Annotated in this window: 23 protein-coding genes and 2 other annotated features; of the genes, 15 read left to right on the plus strand and 8 right to left on the minus strand. The window is 36.6% G+C overall.

Translation table 11 applies throughout. The features are described 5' to 3' along the window. Positions 1 to 95: 95 nt before the first annotated feature. The 3 genes from ACUXVC_RS06170 to ACUXVC_RS06180 form a co-directional block, all read right to left on the minus strand. Complete coding sequence (locus tag ACUXVC_RS06170) at positions 96 to 518, minus strand: GNAT family N-acetyltransferase (RefSeq protein ID WP_000543305.1); 423 nt, start codon at positions 516 to 518, stop codon at positions 96 to 98. A 1-nt stretch (position 519) separates the two neighbouring features. Further along, positions 520 to 1,038, minus strand: a complete 519-nt coding sequence (locus ACUXVC_RS06175; RefSeq protein WP_000765871.1) for a YjcG family protein — start codon at positions 1,036 to 1,038, stop codon at positions 520 to 522. A 93-nt stretch (positions 1,039 to 1,131) separates the two neighbouring features. Beyond that, entirely contained in the window at positions 1,132 to 1,863 is a 732-nt protein-coding gene (locus ACUXVC_RS06180; protein ID WP_000084015.1) for an alpha/beta hydrolase, read from the minus strand. 204 nt (positions 1,864 to 2,067) lie between these two features. Here ACUXVC_RS06180 and ACUXVC_RS06185 point away from each other — a divergent pair, with 204 nt between their 5' ends. Continuing rightward, positions 2,068 to 2,979, plus strand: coding sequence for a DMT family transporter (locus ACUXVC_RS06185; RefSeq protein ID WP_016082441.1), 912 nt, complete (start codon positions 2,068 to 2,070; stop codon positions 2,977 to 2,979). A 74-nt stretch (positions 2,980 to 3,053) separates the two neighbouring features. Then, entirely contained in the window at positions 3,054 to 3,626 is a 573-nt protein-coding gene (locus tag ACUXVC_RS06190) for a Crp/Fnr family transcriptional regulator (protein ID WP_075718259.1), read from the plus strand. On the opposite strand, the gene ACUXVC_RS06195 is transcribed toward ACUXVC_RS06190, so the two are convergent. Continuing rightward, a complete protein-coding gene (locus tag ACUXVC_RS06195) occupies positions 3,619 to 4,287 on the minus strand; it encodes a DUF4386 domain-containing protein (protein ID WP_089170618.1) in 669 nt (222 codons plus the stop codon). The two genes, ACUXVC_RS06190 and ACUXVC_RS06195, sit on opposite strands and share 8 nt — an antisense overlap. An 87-nt stretch (positions 4,288 to 4,374) precedes the next feature. Here ACUXVC_RS06195 and ACUXVC_RS06200 point away from each other — a divergent pair, with 87 nt between their 5' ends. Continuing rightward, positions 4,375 to 4,770, plus strand: a complete 396-nt coding sequence (locus ACUXVC_RS06200; RefSeq protein ID WP_075718263.1) for a PH domain-containing protein — start codon at positions 4,375 to 4,377, stop codon at positions 4,768 to 4,770. A gap of 24 nt (positions 4,771 to 4,794) precedes the next feature. Here ACUXVC_RS06200 and ACUXVC_RS06205 read toward each other — a convergent pair whose 3' ends face one another. Both ACUXVC_RS06205 and putP read right to left on the minus strand, forming a co-directional pair. Further along, entirely contained in the window at positions 4,795 to 5,193 is a 399-nt protein-coding gene (locus ACUXVC_RS06205; protein ID WP_075718265.1) for an Ig-like domain-containing protein, read from the minus strand. 156 nt (positions 5,194 to 5,349) lie between these two features. Then, positions 5,350 to 6,828 carry a sodium/proline symporter PutP gene (gene putP, locus ACUXVC_RS06210; protein ID WP_000107210.1) on the minus strand — a complete coding sequence of 493 codons (1,479 nt, stop codon included), beginning with the start codon at positions 6,826 to 6,828 and terminating at the stop codon, positions 5,350 to 5,352. A gap of 453 nt (positions 6,829 to 7,281) precedes the next feature. Beyond that, positions 7,282 to 7,519, plus strand: a binding site (T-box leader). Between the two features lie 42 nt (positions 7,520 to 7,561). Then, positions 7,562 to 7,806: a binding site (T-box leader), on the plus strand. A 52-nt stretch (positions 7,807 to 7,858) separates the two neighbouring features. Between putP and trpE the strand changes: the two genes are divergently transcribed. The 9 genes from trpE (at position 7,859) to ACUXVC_RS06255 (ending at position 16,274) form a co-directional block, all read left to right on the plus strand. Further along, positions 7,859 to 9,277 carry an anthranilate synthase component I gene (gene trpE, locus ACUXVC_RS06215; RefSeq protein ID WP_141558550.1) on the plus strand — a complete coding sequence of 473 codons (1,419 nt, stop codon included), beginning with the start codon at positions 7,859 to 7,861 and terminating at the stop codon, positions 9,275 to 9,277. Continuing rightward, positions 9,274 to 9,861, plus strand: a complete 588-nt coding sequence (locus ACUXVC_RS06220; protein WP_098976214.1) for an aminodeoxychorismate/anthranilate synthase component II — start codon at positions 9,274 to 9,276, stop codon at positions 9,859 to 9,861. Before trpE ends, ACUXVC_RS06220 begins: the two co-directional genes overlap by 4 nt. Next, positions 9,858 to 10,883, plus strand: coding sequence for an anthranilate phosphoribosyltransferase (gene trpD, locus ACUXVC_RS06225; RefSeq protein ID WP_089170622.1), 1,026 nt, complete (start codon positions 9,858 to 9,860; stop codon positions 10,881 to 10,883). The genes ACUXVC_RS06220 and trpD overlap by 4 nt, the downstream gene beginning before the upstream one ends. 1 nt (position 10,884) lies before the next feature. Further along, entirely contained in the window at positions 10,885 to 11,646 is a 762-nt protein-coding gene (gene trpC / locus ACUXVC_RS06230) for an indole-3-glycerol phosphate synthase TrpC (RefSeq protein ID WP_089170623.1), read from the plus strand. Then, complete coding sequence (locus ACUXVC_RS06235; RefSeq protein ID WP_095691219.1) at positions 11,643 to 12,257, plus strand: phosphoribosylanthranilate isomerase; 615 nt, start codon at positions 11,643 to 11,645, stop codon at positions 12,255 to 12,257. Before trpC ends, ACUXVC_RS06235 begins: the two co-directional genes overlap by 4 nt. Beyond that, on the plus strand, positions 12,254 to 13,447 hold the full coding sequence (trpB, locus tag ACUXVC_RS06240) for a tryptophan synthase subunit beta (RefSeq protein WP_095691218.1): 1,194 nt from the start codon (positions 12,254 to 12,256) through the stop codon (positions 13,445 to 13,447). The genes ACUXVC_RS06235 and trpB overlap by 4 nt, the downstream gene beginning before the upstream one ends. 3 nt (positions 13,448 to 13,450) lie before the next feature. Then, positions 13,451 to 14,227, plus strand: a complete 777-nt coding sequence (trpA, locus tag ACUXVC_RS06245; protein WP_095691217.1) for a tryptophan synthase subunit alpha — start codon at positions 13,451 to 13,453, stop codon at positions 14,225 to 14,227. A gap of 73 nt (positions 14,228 to 14,300) precedes the next feature. Next, positions 14,301 to 14,660, plus strand: a complete 360-nt coding sequence (locus ACUXVC_RS06250; protein ID WP_000946131.1) for a DUF4029 domain-containing protein — start codon at positions 14,301 to 14,303, stop codon at positions 14,658 to 14,660. Positions 14,661 to 14,774: 114 nt separating this feature from the next. Further along, positions 14,775 to 16,274 (plus strand): L-lactate permease, encoded by a 1,500-nt coding sequence (locus ACUXVC_RS06255; RefSeq protein ID WP_098976213.1) that lies wholly within the window; start codon positions 14,775 to 14,777, stop codon positions 16,272 to 16,274. Positions 16,275 to 16,537: 263 nt separating this feature from the next. Here the strand turns inward: ACUXVC_RS06255 and ACUXVC_RS06260 are convergent, their stop codons facing one another. Beyond that, positions 16,538 to 17,653, minus strand: coding sequence for an RNA-guided endonuclease InsQ/TnpB family protein (locus ACUXVC_RS06260; protein ID WP_001142359.1), 1,116 nt, complete (start codon positions 17,651 to 17,653; stop codon positions 16,538 to 16,540). A 248-nt stretch (positions 17,654 to 17,901) separates the two neighbouring features. Between ACUXVC_RS06260 and ACUXVC_RS06265 the strand changes: the two genes are divergently transcribed. Beyond that, complete coding sequence (locus ACUXVC_RS06265; RefSeq protein WP_098976212.1) at positions 17,902 to 18,585, plus strand: DUF2278 family protein; 684 nt, start codon at positions 17,902 to 17,904, stop codon at positions 18,583 to 18,585. A 14-nt stretch (positions 18,586 to 18,599) separates the two neighbouring features. Here ACUXVC_RS06265 and ACUXVC_RS06270 read toward each other — a convergent pair whose 3' ends face one another. Further along, positions 18,600 to 19,433, minus strand: a complete 834-nt coding sequence (locus tag ACUXVC_RS06270; protein ID WP_000424522.1) for a hypothetical protein — start codon at positions 19,431 to 19,433, stop codon at positions 18,600 to 18,602. Between the two features lie 196 nt (positions 19,434 to 19,629). Here ACUXVC_RS06270 and ACUXVC_RS06275 point away from each other — a divergent pair, with 196 nt between their 5' ends. Both ACUXVC_RS06275 and ACUXVC_RS06280 read left to right on the plus strand, forming a co-directional pair. Continuing rightward, complete coding sequence (locus ACUXVC_RS06275) at positions 19,630 to 20,415, plus strand: zinc ribbon domain-containing protein (protein ID WP_000650084.1); 786 nt, start codon at positions 19,630 to 19,632, stop codon at positions 20,413 to 20,415. 19 nt (positions 20,416 to 20,434) lie between these two features. Then, positions 20,435 to 21,670: a TcaA 3rd/4th domain-containing protein gene (locus ACUXVC_RS06280; protein ID WP_095691213.1), complete on the plus strand. Its 1,236-nt coding sequence runs from the start codon at positions 20,435 to 20,437 to the stop codon at positions 21,668 to 21,670. Positions 21,671 to 21,682 lie beyond the last annotated feature (12 nt).

A 21,682-nucleotide genomic window follows, 5' to 3' on the forward strand; every position in this document is an offset into this window, starting at 1 on the left:
TCACCTTCAAAACTATAGCATCAACATTTAACTTTAGCGGAAGAAAAAGAAAATAGCAATGTAAAAAACAGGAGGGGTCACCTCCTGCTTTCAAATTACAATTCTTTTATCATTACGACGTGCGGGATATTTGCTTCCATAAATACATCAGAACTCGTTACATAGCCAAGTTTTTTATAGAAATCTTCAGCATGTGTTTGAGCATGAAGTTTCAATTTTGGTAGCGAATTTTCTTTTGCATACGCTTCAAGCGCATCCATAACAATTTTTCCGATACCTTTTTTACGATGGGAACCTAGCACGCAAATGCGTTCCATTTTCCCTATACCATCAAGGGTGCGAAAACGTCCAGCACCAACTGGAACATCATTGTCATATATAACAACGTGTGTTGAAGTTTCTTCAAACTCATCGTACTCTTCTTCAGCAGAGACACGTTGTTCATTTACAAACACTTGTTTACGTACAGAGAATGCATCTCTTAGTTGTTCGTCCGTTTGTACAATCTGTGCGTGCAAATTAGTTGTTCCCCTTTCCAAGGTGGAATGTTTCGTGTACAGTCCATGTTCCATTTTCTAATTGATATAGAAGATGGAAACGATCAATTGGTTGTTCATAATAGAAATCTTTCATACGTAATCGACCCAATACATCAGCATGCTCTGCATCTGATAAGCCTTGTCCGATTGTTAAGTGAGGTACGAAAGCATATTCGCGTTCTTGTGTGAATAACCCGCCATGCATTTCTTCATTTAAGAAAGTAAGTTCAGGTGTTTTTTCTACTTTAAAATAAAGGACGTTATTAACAGGTGCGAATGAACCAACTTTCCCAACATGAAGGGTGAAAGGATTCGTTTTACCTGCGATTGTATGTAGCTCGTTTACAATCGATTCTAATTGTTCATCTTGCGTCTCAAAGGGTGTTTTCAATGTAATATGTGGCGGAACTAATGCGTAGTGCGGGTCATAACGCTTACGCAATCCGTTCGCTTTATCTTGAATCATTTTAGATGGAAAAATTACAATGCCTAATTTCATGTTCCAATTCCTCCCTTTGTAAGTCTAGTTAGATTTTGAGATAAATAAATCTCTTTATCTATTATATCAAATTATTCTGAATACTGCTCTCTATTATTTCATTGATAGAATATGAGAGAAGGCTTTCGGTAAATCAGTTTGCCAATATTTCCAAGTATGATTACCTTCAAACTCCTCGTAATGCGTAATGAAATTTCTATCTGTGAGAAGTGTATTTAACTCACGGTTTGGTTCTACGAAATCAGATACTTGTCCATCAGTACGCTTTACAGCCGTTTCTTCTGTACCAATGACGTGATACAGTTCTAATGCTTGTGGATCTTTGAAGTCTTTTGCTAAGTTCATCACTGTCTCATCCACAAATGGTGATTGCATAACGACTTTACCGAATGTATGCGGATACATAAGTGCAGTCATAAAGGAAACTGTTCCGCCAAGAGAATCACCAATTAAAACACGACCTTTTCCCATTTGGTACGTTGGATAATTTTCATCAATATATGGTGCAAGTTCATGAGCAAGGAAACGAATATATGCAGCATTTTTCACTTCACTTGGGAAATATTTTTCTTTACGATCCTGTACATTTTTATATGGAATACCGACAATAATTGTACGGTCAATTTCTTCAGTTTCACGAAGGCGCTCAATTACACGGTGCGCTTTACCAAGCTGAAAATAATCTCTACCATCTTGTGCAATTACAACTGTATGTTTGTGCAGTGGTGTGTAATTTACTGGCAAATAAACGAGAAGCGTAACGTCTTCTTGAAGTGATGCGCTATAAAATGAAATTTCTTCAATTCTCCCTATTGTTTGACTCATGTAGATCCCCCTAAATAAAAATTTACTGTAACGATTGTAAGAGCGACGCTTGTAGTGAAAAAGGAAATAAATATTCACTAATTGGTGCCTTAATTTCTATTTTACCATAATGGTACGAAGAATCTAAAAAATTAGTATTTAAGTTACGAAAGAAAACGGATATAATGAAGTGGGATTTTTGACAGGTGAGAGGGGAGACAGGATTTGAAACAAGAAAAATCAATCGCACTACCATTGGCTATTTCTATAATTGCTATTTCCTTTGCAGCAGTTTTTGTAAAGATGTCCTCAGCACCATCTTCAATATTAAGTATGTACCGCTTATGGATTATCGTACTTATTATGCTGCCTATCGTATGGAAAAAAAGAGAGGAATTTAATAGGATTCAAATGAAAGATTGGGGCTTTTTAATTGGATCTGGTTTCTTTTTAGCACTTCATTTTCTTTTATGGTTTGAATCTTTAAAGCATACAACAGTTGCTAGTTCAACAATTATTTTGGCACTTCAACCGATCGTATCTTTAGTTGGAGGTTTTTTTCTGTTCAAAGAAAGAACAACATATTCAGCCATTGCAACGATGGGAATCGCTATTCTAGGCGTAATGTGCATTGGTTGGGGAGATTTAGGTTTAAGTAAGCAAGCAATTTATGGAGACATATTATCCTTTCTAAGTGTAATAGCAGTTGTCGGTTATTTATTTATCGGGCAAACGACAGTAAAGAAAGTATCACACTGGATTTATAGCTTTACAGTCTTTGCATTCGCAGGTCTTTTTATGGGGATTTATAATGTCATATTGCAAGTACCCTTTACAGGTTATACGAAGTGGGATTGGACCGTTTTTCTTTTACTTGCGGTTGTGCCGACAGTGTCACATGTAATTAATAACTGGCTATTAAATTATGTAAATGCAACGACAATTTCAATGAGTATTTTAGGAGAACCTGTTGGAGCATCTATACTTGCGTTCTTCTTACTTGGAGAAAAATTAAATGCAATGCAAATTATCGGTAGCATGCTCGTATTGTTTGGTGTATCTGTTTTCTTACTGCAGCAACAAAAGCGAACATCAAAAAATGTCGTAAACGAGCCGGTGTATACACAGGAATTATAGTGTTAGGGGAGAAAAGAGAAGTTGTGATACTTCTCTTTTTTTTTTAGAAATACGGGCGTAGAAGGGGGAGGGAAATGGCAGAGATATTAAAGAAGTATATGAAGAATCTTACAACATTAAGTGAAGAAGAGCAGCAAATGATCCTCAGTGAATTACAAATTGAAGAATATAAAAAAGGAACAGTACTCCTAAGACAAGGAAATGTTCCGTTAAAATGTTATTTTGTATTAAAAGGATGTGTTAGGCAACATAGTATAGATGAAGCAGGGAAAGAAGTTACATCAAATTTTTATACAGAAGAACAGGCAATTTCGAATTTCAATCATCATAAACAAGATAAATCTTCATCATATACGTTAACGTGTTTAGAAGATTGTACTGTAGTTGTTGGTGATCTACATAGTGAAAAGGACATGTATAATAAGTATTCACAATTAGAAGAAATGACGCGTAAAATGATCGAGTACAATTTCGGTGAAGTACAAGATGAACTTGCTGTATTTATCTCATCGACACCAGAAGAGCGATATAAAACATTGTTACGGAAACGCCCGTATTTAATTAATCGCGTTCCACAATATCAGCTAGCAAGCTATCTTGGCATGACACCAGAATCATTAAGTAGAATTAAGAAACGGCTTAATTAGAGTGTTTACCACCTTTCAATAGTAGCCATATCGCAAGTCCTAATTCACCTGCAATCATAGGTAATTGGAATAGTGATTGTATGATTGAAATCATTGTATCGTATTGTGTAAACATTGTATTCATAACGTGAATTAGCATATAACCGGTAGCAGCAATGAACAGCAGTATACTAATAAACTTTGGTATCTGTTTAGAGAGAAAAGCTACATATCCTAAAACGAAAAGATGCAATCCAAAAATGATCAATCCTACAGACCAAATGTATTCGAATGCACTGAGAAACAACATCGTATATGTTTCTGGATTCGCAATTGTATTTTTTGAAAGCAACAATGCCAATATTAGATTGAATATTGCAATCCCAAGTATAGCTGTATACATAAGACGAAGCCAAGCTGCTAGTAATGAGAGGCTAGTATGAATTGGTTTTAGAAAGAAATAAAGAGCCCATGCGGCGACAATATCAGTAATAAAAATGGTAATCCATCCGAAGATTTCTGCTTTGAAAAGTGAATTTGAAGTTTGGATATTATGGAATGTTGTACTCGCATCTCCTTGTACAACGAGATTTCCATGAACAAAACCGTAAGAAAAAAATGCAATGAATGCCATAACAAGAAGAGAGGTGCCAGCAAATAAGGCGTACTTTCGTTCAGTCATAATACGTCCTCCTTTTCTAATATTGTTTTCATTGTAATAGGGAAGAGGAGGAGATTCATTGACTTAAATCAAGAGGGGGAAAGTTTAGTGGAATTTCCATCAAAAAAAGATGTATGGTTATATCCGATTTTTTTTGTTGTCATAGGAGCGTGTTTTGCTCCTATATTTGCAGAGAGAGAATATTTTCTTTTATTTTTTACGATTCCGTTAGCCATAGTATTTATTTTTGGGTGGTTTTCAACCAAATATATTGTGGAAGAGGAAATGATTATCATTAGGTCAGGTTTTATTAAAAAACGTATTTTTATACGAGATATAAAACAAATTTCAAATACGAAAAATCCAATAGCAGCCCATGCATTATCATTTGACCGACTTGAAATTGTTTACGATACATATAAAGCAGAAATTATTTCTCCAAGAAATAAAGAACAATTTATTAATCTTGTAAAAAGTAAAAACTCAAATATTGAAATCAAGTAAAAGAGTGGCTACAAAGCCACTCTTTTACTTTGGATTTGTCATATAAGGTTGTACATGAATGACACATAGGTCACGGAATTTGCCTTCAGCAGTTGTGACAATTACGACTGCTCTACCTGCGCTTTTTCCAGTAATTGTCACGGTGTCGCCTTTTGGATATATGGTGATGATATCAGAATTCATATTTGACCAAATAAGCTCTTTATGCGTTGCTTGTATTGGCAAAATGGAAGCTGATAACACAATGTTTTGTCCCGTTTTTATTTTTAATTTATGTTTTTCCATATGAACACCGATGACTGAAATAACAGAAGGAGCAATTGAAATTTTAGGCGGGTTAGGTTGCATGTTTAAACAAGACGCAGAAGTATTTGTGATAGGTGAAAATTTTCGTGTTTGTTGTTGCTGGAAAGCTGCTAACATGTTGGAGTCCCCTTTCTGTATAAGTGCTGATACTCATACTATAAAGGAGTAGTGTTATGTTAAATTTAACGAAACATAAAGAATTTGTTAAATTTGATAAGAAGATTGTCGAACTGTAAAAAATCTCTGCTGTTACGATAACAGCAGAGATTTTTTTTATAAATTATGACGATGTTGTTTTTCGAAATCCTCAAATTGCTCTTCAACTTCTTTTGAAGGTTGTGTTAGTAAACTAACAATTACGATGGCTAGTAAACTAATAGCGAAACCTGGAATCATTTCATATAAGAAATCTTTTAAGAATTTGAATTGAGTCCATATAATAACAGTAGCGGCACCAGAAATCATACCAGCAAGCGCGCCCCATTTCGTCATACGTTTCCAATATAAGCTTAATAAAATAGCAGGTCCAAATGAAGAACCAAAACCAGCCCAAGCGTACCCAACAAGAGCTAAAATCGTATCATTTTGTTTAAACGCTAAAGCGCACCCAACTAAGGCAATAACAAGCACAGCCATACGACCGACAAATACAAGTTCTTTATCAGATGCAGAACGTTTGAAGAATGTACGATATAAGTCTTCCGTTACGGCACTAGAAGTAACGAGTAACTGAGATGAGATTGTACTCATGATCGCTGCTAAAATAGCGGCTAATAAAAATCCAGTAATAAGTGGGTGGAATAAAATTTTTCCAAGTTCAAGGAAAATTGTTTCTGGATTAGATAATGTTAACTCTTGTTGTGAATAGTAAGCAATACCAATAAGACCAGTAAACATAGCTCCAACAACAGAGAAAATCATCCAGCTCATACCAATTCTTCGTGCACTTTTAAGTTCTTTTACAGAAGAAATTGCCATAAAGCGTACGATAATATGAGGTTGTCCGACATAACCAAGGCCCCATGCGAATAGAGAAATCATTCCTAAAGTAGAGGCACCTTTAAAAATATCTAGACGTGTTGGATCTACAGATCGAATTGTATCAAATGCAGGTCCAAGTCCGTTCGAATTCATAATTGTTACGATAGGAACAAGAATAAGAGCGACCACCATAATGATTCCTTGTACGAAGTCTGTCCAACTTACTGCTAAGAAACCACCAAATAATGTGTAAGCGACAACAACGCCTGCAACAATGAATAATCCAACATGATAGTTCATGCCAAATGAATTTTCAAATAATACAGCGCCTGAAACTAATCCTGAAGCTACATAAAAAGTAAAGAAAATCATAATAACAAGTCCGGATACTAAGCGTAGCATATGAGATTTGTCGTGGAAACGGTGTTCCAAAAATTCTGGAATAGTAATAGAGTTGTTTGCAATTTCTGAGTAGGTACGTAAGCGAGGAGCGACATAAAGCCAGTTTGCGTATGCGCCTAGTGTTAGGCCGATCGCAATCCAACTACTACTTAATCCAACGCTAAACATTGCACCGGGTAATCCCATTAAAAGCCAACCACTCATATCGGATGCTCCAGCACTTAATGCTGTTACTGCGGGGCCTAGTGTACGCCCGCCAAGCATATAATCTGTTAAGTTGGACGTTCGTTTGTAGGCGAAATAGCCGATTACTAACATCCCGAGCATGTAAATAGAGATAGAAGTTAAAGTTAACATCTGCGTACTCATGTAGTTCCCCTTTCTTTTGTCAGGTCTTTTGATGCGTTATGCATATTTATCCCGCATTAACAGGCAGTAAACCCCCCACCTTAAAATTGGCTGGGCAAGGAAGTTAGGTGGGAGATCAACTGTCCGTAAATGCCCGATTGGTTCAACTAATAATCAGTGGGGATGAACCCCCTCTACTGATTAAAGTTTCACTTTATAATCTATCATGATTATTCTGAAAAATCCATATAGAAATACGAATTTTCAGAAATGTAAGCGTTTTTTGATGTCATTTTACTTTTTTAATATATAATATTCATACAAAAAACCTTATTTTTAATAGAGTATTTATTATATTTACATAAAAAGAGGTTGTTTTGTCAATATAATATTGAAAGGAAAGAAAAATAAAATTTTTAAAAAAGTATTGACTTGTGAAAAAAGTCAGGTCTATAATGAGTGCAACTTAAAAAAATGCAAGCGTTGATGAAGAAGAGTACACATGATGAACATGTCAGAGAGCTGATGGTTGGTGCGAATCAGTATGGAATTGATGTGGAATGGGCTTCGGAGCTTCCAAACCGAAACGAAAGAAGTAGGCTTTGGCGACATGATCTCATCGATACAAGAGACACGTATTGTTTTTGATACGGTAAAGTGCGTTACATTTGTAACGAATTAAGGTGGCACCACGGGAGTACCCGTCCTTTCTATAGGATGAGTACTCCCTTTTTGTGTATAAAAAATTAAATAAATGAAATCGTTTAAGTAAGAAGAGTACGTATATTGGAGACGTTACAGAGAGCCGGGAATAGGTGGGAGCCCGGTACGGTGCCATATACGGAATGGGCTTACGAGAGGTATGCTGAACAATTATTTTTAGTAGGCAACCCGGGTTCCGCCGTTACAAGGATAAGGTATAAAATTTGTACCTGAACAAAGCGGGATGCTTTTGCATCCAACACGAGGTGGTACCGCGGTATATTTATCGTCCTCTACATATTTTCGATATGTAGGGGACTTTTTTATTTTTCAGAGTGAGGTGAAGGACATGATGACGAAAGAAGAATTTATAAAACAAAAAAAAGAGAGAAAGACATTTTTAGTAATTACTGAAGAAGAAGGAGATAGCATTACGCCAATTTCTTTATATAGACGTATGAAAGGAAAGAAGAAATTTTTATTAGAAAGTTCACAGCTTCATCAAGATAAAGGGCGTTATTCTTACTTAGGATGTAATCCTTATGGAGAAGTAAAAAGCGTTGGTACGGAAGTAGAACGAACGATTTTCGGCCGGGCAGAAAAGTTACAAGGTAACGTACTACAAGTGTTAGAAGAAATAATCGCACCATCACAAGTAGACAGCCCATTTCCATTTTGCGGAGGAGCAGTTGGTTATATTGGATATGATGTCATTCGGCAGTATGAAAACATTGGAGCGGATTTACACGACCCATTAAATATTCCGGAAGTACACCTCTTACTATATCGTGAGTTTATCGTTTACGATCATTTACGCCAAAGGTTGTCGTTTGTATATGTATGCAGGGAAGATGATTCAGCAGATTATGAGGAAGTATACGAAAGGCTACGAGTATACAAAGAGGAAGTGCTACAAGGAGAAGAAACTGAAGTAAATGCAATACAATCCACATTATCATTCACTTCTTCTATAACGGAAAAAGAGTTTTGTGAGATGGTAGAAATGGCGAAAGAACATATAAGAGCCGGAGACATATTCCAAGTCGTACTGTCACAGCGTTTACAAAGTGAATGTATTGGTGATCCATTCGCGTTATACCGAAAACTTCGAATTGCAAATCCATCACCATATATGTTCTATATCGATTTTCAAGATTATGTTGTACTCGGTTCTTCACCGGAAAGTTTGCTATCAGTAAGAGAGAATAAAGTGATGACGAATCCAATTGCTGGTACAAGACCGAGAGGGAAAACGAAGAGGGAAGATGAGGAAATCGCAAAAGAACTGTTAGACAATGAGAAAGAGCGAGCAGAGCATATGATGCTTGTAGATCTTGGGCGAAACGATATTGGTAGAGTGAGCGAAATCGGCTCGGTTACGATAGATAAATATATGAAAGTAGAAAAATACTCTCACGTTATGCACATTGTATCTGAAATTTACGGAACATTGCGAAAACAAATGAGTGGATTTGATGCGTTAGCGTATTGTCTACCAGCAGGAACAGTGTCGGGAGCTCCGAAAATTAGAGCGATGGAAATTATAAATGAGCTAGAGAATGAAAAAAGAAATGTATACGCCGGAGCAGTTGGATACGTTAGTTTTTCAGGAAAACTTGATATGGCGCTCGCCATTCGAACGATGGTCGTAAAGGATGAAAAAGCATACGTTCAAGCAGGAGCAGGAATTGTTTACGATTCAGATCCAGTAGCTGAATATGAAGAAACATTAAATAAAGCGAGAGCGCTTTTGGAGGTTATGAAATGATTGTACTTATCGATAATTACGATTCGTTCACATATAACTTGTACCAACTGTTAGGCGAACATGAAGAAGAAATTGTAGTTGTAAGAAATGATGAAATAACGGTAGAACAGTTAGAAGAGATGAATCCAAGAGGAATTGTACTTTCACCAGGACCAGGAAAACCAGAGGATGCTGGCATTTGTATCGACGTCATCCGCCATTTTTATAAGAACGTTCCCATATTAGGGATTTGTCTAGGCCACCAAGCGATCATAGCTGCATTTGGAGGAGACATTGTTAGAGCAGAACGTATTAAACACGGAAAAACATCGCGTGTGAAACATAACGGAACGTCAATCTTTTCATACGCTACACAGCCGCTAACGGCAATGCGCTATCATTCCCTTGTTGCAGAGCAAACGAGCTTGCCAAAGTGTTTTGACATATTAGCGACAGCGATGGACGACGGAGAAATAATGGCAGTCCGTCACAATTATTATCCGCTCTTCGGATTACAGTTTCATCCGGAATCAATCGCAACAGAAGAAGGCGGAAAGTTAATACGTGCCTTTTTAACAGAAGTAAAAGAGGAGGAAAGAGTATGAATAACTATCTTCGTAAATTAGTGGAGGGGCAACATTTAACAGAAGAGGAAATGTATAGAGCAGGACTACTTTTATTAAGTGAAAACATATTAGAAAGTGAAATTGCAGCTTTCTTAGTCTTACTGAAAGCGAAAGGTGAAACTGCAGAAGAAATATACGGCCTTGTTCGAGCTCTTCGCGAAAAGGCATTGCCGTTTTCGAACCATATACAAGGAGCAATGGACAATTGCGGAACGGGGGGTGACGGTGCCCAAACGTTTAATATTAGTACAACATCGGCATTTGTACTGGCAGGAGCTGGCGTAAAGGTTGCAAAACATGGTAATCGAGCTGTTTCTAGTAAAACAGGAAGTGCGGACTTATTAGAAGAATTAGGTGTAAATATTAGCAGTACGCCAAACGAAATTGATTATTTATTAGAGCATGTCGGCATCGCATTTTTATTCGCACCAGCGATGCACCCAGCATTAAGACGCATTATGAAAATAAGAAAAGAATTGAATGTGCCGACAATTTTTAACTTAATTGGTCCTTTAACAAATCCGGTAAATTTAGAAACACAATTTGTCGGCATTTATAAACGAGATATGTTACTACCAGTTGCGCAAGTATTACAGAAGCTGGGAAGAAAACAAGCGCTTGTCGTAAACGGAAGTGGATTTTTAGATGAAGCATCATTACAAGGAGAGAATCATGTTGTCATTTTAAAAGATAATGAAATAGTAGAAATGAGTATTGATCCAGAAAAGTATGGTTTTTCAAGAGTGAAAAATGAAGAGATTAGAGGAGGGAATTCAAAAGAAAATGCAAAGATTACGGTCGGCGTATTGAGCGGAGAAAAGAGTGTTTATCGCGATACCGTTTTATTAAATGCAGGTCTAGCTCTTTTTGCAAATGGAAAAACGGAAACGATTGAAGAAGGAATTAAACTCGCGGCACATAGCATTGACTCTGGAAAAGCATTAGCCAAATTAAACTTATTAATTGTAGCAAGCAACGAAAAATTAGAAAGGGTGAACTAAAGTGGGGACGATTTTAGATAAAATTGTAGAACAGAAGAAAAAGGAAGTTGCGGAGTTATATGAAATATATACACCAGTAAAAACAAAAAGAAAGACACATTCACTTGTAGAAGCGTTACAGCAGTTTACTGTCATTGCAGAAGTAAAGCGAGCATCACCATCAAAAGGAGATATCAATTTACACGTTGACGTACGAAAACAAGTGGGAAAATATGAGAAATGTGGTGCAGGAGCAGTATCTGTTTTAACAGATGGTCAATTTTTTAAAGGATCGTTTCACGATTTACAAACAGCAAGAGAAGAAAGTAACATTCCGCTTTTATGTAAAGATTTCATAATCGATAAGATTCAAATCGATAGAGCGTATGAAGCGGGAGCAGATATTATTTTACTAATCGTAGCAGCGTTAACGAAAGAGAAGTTAAAAGAGTTGTATAGCTACGTGTTAGAAAAAGGACTGGAAGCGATTGTTGAAGTTCATGATGAACAGGAATTAGAAACTGCGATTGTATTAAATCCGCACGTTATTGGCATTAATAATCGTAATTTAAAAACGTTCGAAGTAGATTTAAGCCAAACTGAAAAGCTTGGAAAAAGATTGAATGAGGAGAAACTACTTTGGATTAGTGAAAGTGGCATTCATTCAAAAGAAGATATTATTCGTGTTAAAAGAGCTGGAGCCAAAGGTGTATTAGTTGGAGAGGCGCTTATGACATCATCTTCTATTAGTAGTTTTTTTGAAGATTGTAAGGTGAATATATGAAAGTGAAAATTTGCGGCATCACTGATGTGGAAACAGCGAAAAGTGCGTGCGAATATGGCGCAGATGCACTCGGATTTGTTTTTGCAGAAAGTAAACGAAAAATCACTCCAAAGAGAGCGAAAGAAATCATTCAGGAGCTTCCAGCCAACGTGTTAAAAATCGGTGTTTTCGTAAATGAATCAGTAGAAGTGATCCAGAAAATTGCAGATGAGTGTGGGTTAACACATGTACAACTACATGGGGATGAAGACAATCATCAAATTAGAAGATTGAATATTCCGTCTGTAAAATCGCTAGGAGTAACTTCAGAGAGTGATATGAAAAACGCCCAAGGGTATGAAGCGGATTATATATTATTTGATAGCCCGAAAGAAAAGTTTCATGGAGGAAATGGAAAGACATTTTCATGGGAACTACTTGGGCATATACCAAAAGAATTGCGAAAGAAAACGATATTAGCTGGTGGATTAAACGCTCTTAATATAGAAGAAGCAATTCGAACTGTTCGGCCTTATATGGTCGATGTGAGCAGCGGAGTAGAGACAGAAGGAAAGAAAGATGTAGAGAAAATAAAACAATTTATTATAAAAGCGAAGGAGTGTTCCAAATGAACTACGCATATCCAGATGAAAAAGGACATTACGGTATATACGGAGGACGATACGTTCCAGAAACGTTAATGCAATCTGTACTAGAACTAGAAGAAGCATATAAAGAAGCGATGCAAGATGAGGCATTTCAAAAGGAATTAAATTATTATTTAAAAACGTACGTCGGAAGAGAAACACCGCTTTATTTCGCTGAAAATCTGACGAAGTATTGCGGAGGTGCAAAGATTTATTTAAAACGTGAAGATTTGAATCATACAGGAGCTCATAAAATTAACAATACAATTGGTCAGGCACTACTTGCGGTGCGAATGGGTAAGAAAAAAGTTGTCGCTGAAACAGGAGCTGGACAACACGGAGTTGCAACAGCTACTGTATGTGCTCTTCTCGGGTTAGAATGCGTCATTTTTATGGGAGAAGAAGATGTAAGACGTCAAAAATTAAATGTGTTCCGAATGGAATTACTCGGAGCGAAAGTAGAAAGTGTAGCGGCAGGTAGCGGTACATTAAAAGATGCAGTAAACGAGGCGCTTCGTTACTGGGTTTCACATGTGCATGATACGCACTACATTATGGGATCTGTTCTCGGACCACATCCATTCCCGCAAATTGTCCGTGATTTCCAAAGTGTAATTGGGAATGAGACGAAGAAACAATATGAAGAATTAGAGGGGAAATTACCAGAAGCAGTTGTTGCTTGCATTGGTGGTGGGAGTAACGCGATGGGAATGTTTTATCCATTTGTACATGATGAAGAAGTTGCTCTTTACGGCGTAGAAGCAGCTGGAAAAGGAGTTCATACAGAAAAGCATGCAGCAACTTTAACGAAAGGAAGCGTTGGAGTTTTACACGGATCAATGATGTATCTTCTGCAAAATGAAGAAGGGCAAATTCAAGAAGCACACTCTATTTCAGCAGGACTTGATTATCCAGGTGTTGGTCCAGAACATAGTTTGCTAAAAGATATTGGCCGCGTTTCTTATCAGTCGATAACAGACGAAGAAGCATTAGAAGCATTTCAATTATTAACGAAAAAAGAAGGCATTATCCCGGCGTTAGAAAGTTCACATGCTGTCGCATACGCATTAAAATTAGCGCCGCAAATGAAGACAGACGAAGGGCTCGTCATTTGTTTATCTGGCCGCGGGGATAAAGATGTAGAGAGTATAAAACGTTATATGGAAGAGGTGTAAAAAATGGGAGTAGAAAAAATTAAAGCAGCGTTTGAAAATGGTAAGAAAGCATTTATTCCGTACGTAATGGGCGGAGATGGTGGCTTTGAAAAATTAAAAGAAAGAATTCGTTTTTTAGATGAAGCAGGAGCGAGCATCGTTGAAATCGGCATTCCGTTTTCGGATCCAGTCGCAGACGGTCCAACGATTCAAAGAGCAGGGAAACGAGCGCTAGATAGCGGTGTAACAGTAAAAGGTATTTTTCAAGCATTAATAGAGGTAAGGAAAGAAGTGCAAATTCCGTTTGTACTCATGACATATTTAAATCCAGTACTCGCATTCGGAAAAGAACGATTTGTAGAGAAGTGCTTAGAGGCCGGTGTGGATGGTATTATCGTTCCAGACTTACCGTATGAAGAACAAAATATTATTGCGCCGTTACTTCGAGAGGCAAACATTGCGCTCATTCCACTCGTTACCGTAACGAGTCCTATTGAAAGAATTGAAAAAATCACGAGTGAATCAGAAGGGTTCGTTTATGCTGTTACAGTAGCGGGCGTAACGGGAGTACGTCAAAACTTTAAAGAGGAGATTCATAGTTACTTAGAAAAAGTAAAATCACACGTCAACTTACCAGTAGTCGCTGGATTCGGCATTTCAACAAAAGAACATGTAGAAGAAATGGCTACAATATGCGACGGAGTTGTCGTTGGAAGTAAGATCATTGAGCTTTTAGAAACTGAAAAGCGAGAAGAAATATGTGAATTAATATATGCAACAAAACAAAAAGAAGAGGCGTAGTCTCTTCTTTTTGTTTTGCGTAATAAATGTTAAAATATACAGAAAATACATATAATTCAGAGGGGGAGAAGGCATGCTAAGACGTAAATTACTATATCTATTTTTAACTGTACCATTATACGCTTGGCTCATTAGCATGACGAAAATAGAGTTAATGGCTCTATTTTTAGGATATGTATTCATCTTTTCCAACTTAAATCGCATTCAAGAACAGTCTATTTTAGAAATATGTCTATTTTCGATTAGTATAGAATTATTTAGTATCGTTTCGATTGTATTATTAAACGAATTATTTCTACGGATTCATTCATTTACATTAATGAAATTTTGGAATATTATATTGCAAGCAATATGTACTTACATTGTGTTTGTTGTGTTGAAAGAAATAGTCGGAAAGCAGACAGTTTTTCAGGATAATAGAAAATGGGAGTGAATGAAAAGGAGCCGTTTGGTTCCTTTTTTGAATCTGTTTTAAAAACAATTGAAAATTATAGCATCTGTTATATAATAGTTAAAAATTGTATTTTAAACGAAATGAGATGATAACATGGCCATATTGTTGGCACTTATCCCAATTATGATGATTTTCATTTGTTTATTTTTATTTAAACAAACGTCATTAAGGTCTTCGTTAATTTCTTATGCTGTATGTGTTGGAATCGTTTTACTCTCGCCAACGTTTCAATTAGGGATAAGTGAAACTGTGCACGCAACGATTAAAGGGTGGTTAATTTGTTTTATTGTCGGGTACGTTTTATTTTTCGGTATTTTTTTATTTCACCTCATGAACAAAATGGGGTACATCGATCAAGTAGCACGTTTTCTAGAAGAAGTTACTCAGGATCGCTTATTACAAATGCTGCTTATGTGTTTTGGCATTTGCCCGCTTATTGAATCAGTAAGTGGATTCGGTATCGGCTTCATGGTTGCAGCACCTATTTTTCTTTCACTAGGATATAAACCATTTCAAGCTGTACTACTCTCATTCATCGGCTTACTAGCTAGTTCATGGGGCGCAATGGCAACTGGTACGATTATCGGTTCGCAGCTAATAAATATGCCTCTTACAACACTTGGCACAAATACAGCGCTATTAAGTATTCCGATGTTTGCTTACTTCGTTATTCTTTCTTTACACGTTGTTGGCGGCTGGCAAGCGGTTATAGAAAAGTGGAAAGAAGGAGTAGGATTCTTTCTATTATTTTCTCTCGGAATCTATCTTTCTAATGCATACGTAAGTGTTGAACTAGCCGGGATATTAAGTTCTATCGTTACGATTACCTTTGGCTTTTTTATCATTAAATTAAAAGGAAAAAGTGGGCAAAATCTTATAACAGAGCATGCGGCTGCAACGGAGAGAGAAGTATCCATTATAAAAATTATTAGCCCTTATATATTTCTAACAGTTTGTATTTTACTTTCTCGCCTCGTTCCAGCATTACATGATTTGTTCAGATCATATGCGGTTCTTGATTTGAAATCATACTCTTACAAACTAGAGTTACTATATTCACCAGGATTTTGGCTCGGTATGACTTGCTTATTTACTATTATTTTCTTCCGCATCCCGTCTAATATTATTAAACAATCACTCTCACAAACGATCAAACAATGGATTCCTTTTGCGATTACGACGACAATGTTTATCGCCATTTCAGAACTAATGGGTGCATCAGGCATGCATTCATTACTCGCAAAGACAGCTGGTGATACATTTGGAACATTTTTCGTTTTCGTTGCGCCGTTTATTGGCGCTATTGGTGGATTTTTAACAGGTAGTAACGCAGGATCAAATGCAATGTTTATAAAACTACAAATGCAAACCGCACAAAACGTAGCACTCCCGTGGCAATATGTCACAACACTTCAAAACACCGCATCATCAGTAGCGACAATCGCTTGTCCATCACGGATTACACTAGGTGCTTACTTATGTAATATCCCTTACCGTGAAAATGAACTATTAAAGAAGACGACGTTAATGATTTTTGGTGCGGTTTTGCTTGTAGTGGTAGAGGTTATTGTTTGGTATATGTTGAGAAATTAAAAATCCTCCTAACATAGGAGGATTTTTTTTATGAATGGATAATGTTTTAAATATGAAAAGCTTCTACTAAGTCAACAACCCGCCACTTAACACCCTTACGGGTCGTTTGAAGTGGGGGCTTGCGTCTGTCGGAGTTCGACAGTGCTTCTACCCTCATAGAGAGCAACTACGCTTATTCCTACCCAGTAGTACGAACGAGCAATGCTCTCCTACCTTAGTATGGTGGAGCATAAGGACGGTTGACTTCGCCCCTACCACAAGAGCTATACTCCTGTGGTAACTACACTGATATGCTTAATTCCCTTACGGTGTAGATTCATCGCACCAATACGGTCATCATTTGATTGGTATTGGCAATTTTTACACTTAAAAGTGTGTAGCTTTTTATTACGATTCGCTTTTTCAATGTTTCCGCACTTAGGGCAAGTTTGGGAAGTATATTTGGGGTCTACCACAATTACCTTTTGTCCATTCAATTCAGCTTTATACTCAAGCATTTGACGGAACTGATAGAAAGCCCAAGATACAGAAACATAGCGGTTTTTCACTCGTACTTTCTCTGTCGCAGAACGAACCCCTGTTAAGTCTTCTAAAACAAACATAGTACCTCTAGGGTATGCCTCAACGAGTGCCTTTGTAATTTGATGGTTTACATCAGTTACATAACGGTTTTCTCTTGATCCAATTTGTTTTATTTTCTTACGAGAAGATGGTGTTTGTCGTGTTTGTAATTGCTTACGAGTAGCTTTAAATTTACCACGCTTATGTTTAACAATATTTCCGTTGTAGAAGGTTGTTTTGCCCTGACTATCATAAGTGGTTGCAAGGAAGTTGATTCCTAAATCAACACCAACGATATTGTTTACATCTGCGAAATCTAATGTTTGGTACTCTTTTGTCATCGGGATATGTAAGAACCACTTTTTGTACTTATGCACTAATTTAGCAGTACCAAATTTCCAAGTGCTGTTGAAGTATTTCTTCATAGCCTTACGCTCATAATTTAGTTTTAGGCGACCTTCAAGCGTGTTTACACTAAATTGGTTTTTGGTTAGTGAATAATCTCGATTCCAGACTAAATCATATTCTGCAAGTTTGAAGTCAATCAAAGACCATTCATGTCCATTTGATTTAGCCGACTTGTAACGAGCAATTACAGTTTTCATCACAGATTGAGCCATTTGACTTTTTAACCTAAATTGATTTCGCAAATCAGAATAATATAAGTTATTGAGATTTACTTGATTAAGGTTCTTTGTTTCAAATATGTGTTTTGATAACCAATTACAAGCCTTGCGGTAAGCGTTCGTTGTTATCTTTAGACTTTCAGCTTGATTATCGGAAACATGGATTTGTATTTTTGCAGTAATTGTAGGCATTATTTTCACCGCCTTTCACTAATTAAATTGTAACAGATTTTTAGTGAAAGCAAACAACTTAAGTAGAGAAAGTAGGAGGCAAGGTGGAAGTTTCAGATACTTGATATGGTACAGAATCTTAGGGTTTTTAACGTACCATACCGTATCTGCCGGCAATTCCTCCCCCACTTATCGTTGGGCTATCGCCCTTCACACGATTGAAGTAGGGGGGATCCTTGCCGATTTTAGATGAATAGGAGATGAAATGTATGCCCTTAAAAAATTACGGCGTGTTAAAAGGTACAGTTATACAATCAAAGATGGGAAAAGGGAAAACACCTCATTATCAAGTTCATTTACAGGGCGAGACTGGAGTAGATTATCGTATTGCTATTAACGTAAAGTCGCAAAGTTATCCGTCAGAAGTTTTATATTTTGCGAGTAACAATATTAGGTCAGAGGCGATTCATATTTTACCGACATTACCATTTGGTTTTACGGAAGTAAAAAATAATGAACCGAAAGTAGCTTTAGATTATGTAAGAGGAAATCTATTTGACTCAAAACAAATGATTCCTTTGCCTCCCGAAAAAGAAGGAGCAGATAATGATTTAAACGAAAAAATAGAACGTTATATAAAGCGAGCGATGGAAGAAAAAGCAATTATTTACGCGTTTGGCGAAAGATGGGGACCAGAAGAAAATACACCAGATTCCTATTTTCATTTCAAACCAGGAAACGGTATACATGATATTCACATGAATCAAGGGAATGTAGAAAAATGGCAAGGTGATGATGGCATATGGCAAGACGGAGGAATACTTATTCACTTTGAAAAGGAAGAAGAATGGATTGGTATCTTTCTTGCCTTCCAATCACAGTCATGGTGTACTGATGAAGAGGGGCATGCTCGTGTGCCTGTTGAGCATTGTGATTATAAGGGGAATAATTAATAAGAAGAGGGCGTTCAAAAAGAACGCCCTCTTCTTATTTTATAAAACGAAAAACTAACGAGTGTAGAAAGACAAGAGAACAGCAGTGCCACACTAGAAAACGCAATGAGATACATATTATATTTCATAACCTGTCCAATTAGCTGATTACTGTCGTATTGAAACAGTCCTGCTATTATGTTGAATAAAAATAACACGATAAACATGACGACAACACCGTCTATTGATCCTTTAATGTCTGGTTTACTTAAAGCGATATGTGCGGAAATGCAAATGGCGATAAATAAAAATAACCAAAAGGAAGGATTCAATAAATTGCCGATTGTAAATAAGCTTTTCAATAATACAAACGTCGACAAGAGCATGTTTTGAATCATTTCTACATTAATAGAAGTAGAAGCAATCGTTTTTTCGAGAGTTGTATTAAATAAAAAATATGATTCTGGTACGAAATAGCGCATTAAAAGGATTAATGCAGTAATACCAGAAATAATAGGCCCAATACCGATAAAGAAATTCCCAATTCGTTGATACACACTTTTTTGATTGTATTGATGTTGTATATAACCTAAAGCCCCTTGACTTGTATCTGTTGGGAAGAACTGAGTCGCCACAATTTTATGACGGAACAGTACGCACATAATGGCATGTCCAAGTTCGTGAATCGGAACACCGATCCAAGCCGTTAATAGGAATCCTTTTCTTCCAAAAGCTCTCGACCAATACATGCGTGTGAGAGATTCTAAATAGCCTAATAGAAATCCAATTACAATGATAACGCCAATTAAAGATAATAATTGGATTACGCTTGTAAGGAGTATTTGAAAAATTGAGTTTACCAATTCCATTTTCTTTCATCCAATCTGTTAAAAATATTATTTATTCTGTTTCATAATAGCATTTTTTTTCAAGATTGCTAGCACATATATTTTCTTTCGGAAGAAGGATTTCAGAATCTTTTTCTTGTAGTCATGTTTTATGTACAAATTCATATATTGAACTTGTAACACCCTATAAGGTATATGCTTAAGGAGGGATAAGAGAATGAAATGTCCGTCATGTCATACAGAACATGCAGTAGAGGCAAAGTTTTGCGGGAATTGTGGACATTCGTTAACGGAAGAAGTAGTGGCAAGTAGTGGCAAAGAAGAAGGGCAGGAACAAGCGCGCGCGGCACAAGAAAAGGAAACGCGTCCAAATGAAACGGTAGAACAAGCGAAGCGGTTTGCGAGCGGCTATTTTCAATTTTTTAAACATGCATTACAAGCACCGACAGCGATTATGAAAAGCGGCACTATTGAAGTGCGAAATGGAATTGTAAGTCTTGTTCTTATTTGTTTTTTAGGAGCATGTATTTTTTATAGAATGATGAGTGCAGCATCAGCAGTTACGAGAACATTTGCACCAGATATATCTACTCCCACGTTTTTTGGAGAATCTATAACGGTCTTTTTCTTTTTATTAATTTTAACTTTATTTGTCGGATTTATTATTTTTGTAAGTGGTAAGATGATGAAATCATCTTTTTCGTTTCTTGAAGTATTTGGTATATGGGGAACGATAGCGACGCCGGCTATTGTCATATTAGTTCTTTCTTTTCTTTTTAGTTTTTTATTAATCTTTTTCTTACCGATATTATTATCGGTAGTTGCAACTTATATAGGGATTAGTATAACTGTAGCCGTATTAAAACTAGACAATGGCGGATTAGATCTCGTTTACACACTTATTATTGCAAATGTTTTAATTGGAATTGCAACGTTCATTGTACTTTGGTCTTACATTAGCACGATAATTCAAGCCTTAACACAGGGAATAACTGGCTTCTAATGAAAAGGTGGTTGACTGAATGAATGTATGTACAAAGTGCGGAGTTCAGTTTGAAGATGGTGTGCAATTTTGTCAAAACTGTGGGACGAAGAGGGGAAGTCCTGTAGTAAAGAAGAACATGAGCGGTGGTACAAAAGTTGGCATTACACTGTTAGCACTATTTGTTATAGCGATTATTGGATTGTATTTGTACGGATCATCGTATTATACGCAGGTGGCACAAGTAGACCGGATGATTACGATTTTACAAGAGCGGGACGGAGAGAAATTAGCTGAGATCGTTACGACAGATGATCCATCGGTTACGATAACGAGAGAGAGTGTAAAGCCTCTATTTTCATATATAAAAGAAAATCCATCTTACGTAAATGAATTAAAAGAATATTTGAGACAAGGTGAAAAACAACGGGACGGAATAGAAAGAGCTGATTTTTCATTAACGAAAGACGGAAAGTATTTCTTTATATTTGATCGATATAAATTGAAAGCGAAGACGTACTATACAACTTTGCTTACAAATGAAAAAGGCGTATCGTTAAAAATGAACGGAAAAGAAATTGATAAGACAGATGACAAAAAGTTTGAGAAGCAATATGGGCCATTTCTTCCGGGAAATCAAGTGTTTCAATCAGAATATAAAAATGACTATGTAAAACTATCTCGTGAGGAAAAGGTTGTACTTATGAAACAAAGCCAAAATAACGTAACGATAGATTTAACGTTGCAAGGTCAATATATTACAGTTCAAACGAACGCGCCTGGTGCAACATTGTACGTAAATCAAAAACCAGTTACAGCGCTTGCAGGAGAAGAAATTACATGGGGGCCTGTAGCGACTGATGGAAGTGCGACGATTTATTTAGAACGAAATGGAGAAAGTGGACGGGAAACGACAAAAGTAGAGACGGTAACGGCACTTTCGTCTTATAATCTTCCATTTCAAAAGAAAAGTACAGAAAAACCAGTTGTTTATAATGTTACCCCGCCACCTACGACTGAGTATGTATATAATGGTTTCATCTTTCCTGATAGTGATATTCGAAAATTAACGAGCGCAGATTTAACATATTTATCGAAAGAGCAGTTGAAAATTGCTAGAAATGAAATATATGCAAGGCATGGACATATTTTTCAAACGAAAGATATGCAAGTGTATTTTGCAAAACAGTCTTGGTATAGAGAAAATCCTTATTTTACAGGAAAGTTAACAGATATCGAAACTTATAATATTGAACTAATCAAATCAAGAGAATAGAGCGCGTGAAAA

It is taken from the genome of Bacillus sp. N6, assembly GCF_052805735.1.

Bases quoted from the DNA above. Each gene is read 5' to 3' on its own strand.
- ACUXVC_RS06175 (WP_000765871.1), bottom strand. From the start codon at position 1,038: ATGAAATTAGGCATTGTAATTTTTCCATCTAAAATGATTCAAGATAAA.
- ACUXVC_RS06180 (WP_000084015.1), bottom strand. From the start codon at position 1,863: ATGAGTCAAACAATAGGGAGAATTGAAGAAATTTCATTTTATAGCGCA.
- ACUXVC_RS06190 (WP_075718259.1), top strand. From the start codon at position 3,054: ATGGCAGAGATATTAAAGAAGTATATGAAGAATCTTACAACATTAAGT.
- ACUXVC_RS06195 (WP_089170618.1), bottom strand. From the start codon at position 4,287: ATGACTGAACGAAAGTACGCCTTATTTGCTGGCACCTCTCTTCTTGTT.
- ACUXVC_RS06205 (WP_075718265.1), bottom strand. From the start codon at position 5,193: ATGTTAGCAGCTTTCCAGCAACAACAAACACGAAAATTTTCACCTATC.
- putP (WP_000107210.1), bottom strand. From the start codon at position 6,828: ATGAGTACGCAGATGTTAACTTTAACTTCTATCTCTATTTACATGCTC.
- trpE (WP_141558550.1), top strand. From the start codon at position 7,859: ATGATGACGAAAGAAGAATTTATAAAACAAAAAAAAGAGAGAAAGACA.
- ACUXVC_RS06220 (WP_098976214.1), top strand. From the start codon at position 9,274: ATGATTGTACTTATCGATAATTACGATTCGTTCACATATAACTTGTAC.
- trpD (WP_089170622.1), top strand. From the start codon at position 9,858: ATGAATAACTATCTTCGTAAATTAGTGGAGGGGCAACATTTAACAGAA.
- ACUXVC_RS06235 (WP_095691219.1), top strand. From the start codon at position 11,643: ATGAAAGTGAAAATTTGCGGCATCACTGATGTGGAAACAGCGAAAAGT.
- trpB (WP_095691218.1), top strand. From the start codon at position 12,254: ATGAACTACGCATATCCAGATGAAAAAGGACATTACGGTATATACGGA.
- trpA (WP_095691217.1), top strand. From the start codon at position 13,451: ATGGGAGTAGAAAAAATTAAAGCAGCGTTTGAAAATGGTAAGAAAGCA.
- ACUXVC_RS06250 (WP_000946131.1), top strand. From the start codon at position 14,301: ATGCTAAGACGTAAATTACTATATCTATTTTTAACTGTACCATTATAC.
- ACUXVC_RS06255 (WP_098976213.1), top strand. From the start codon at position 14,775: ATGGCCATATTGTTGGCACTTATCCCAATTATGATGATTTTCATTTGT.
- ACUXVC_RS06260 (WP_001142359.1), bottom strand. From the start codon at position 17,653: ATGCCTACAATTACTGCAAAAATACAAATCCATGTTTCCGATAATCAA.
- ACUXVC_RS06265 (WP_098976212.1), top strand. From the start codon at position 17,902: ATGCCCTTAAAAAATTACGGCGTGTTAAAAGGTACAGTTATACAATCA.
- ACUXVC_RS06270 (WP_000424522.1), bottom strand. From the start codon at position 19,433: ATGGAATTGGTAAACTCAATTTTTCAAATACTCCTTACAAGCGTAATC.
- ACUXVC_RS06275 (WP_000650084.1), top strand. From the start codon at position 19,630: ATGAAATGTCCGTCATGTCATACAGAACATGCAGTAGAGGCAAAGTTT.
- ACUXVC_RS06280 (WP_095691213.1), top strand. From the start codon at position 20,435: ATGAATGTATGTACAAAGTGCGGAGTTCAGTTTGAAGATGGTGTGCAA.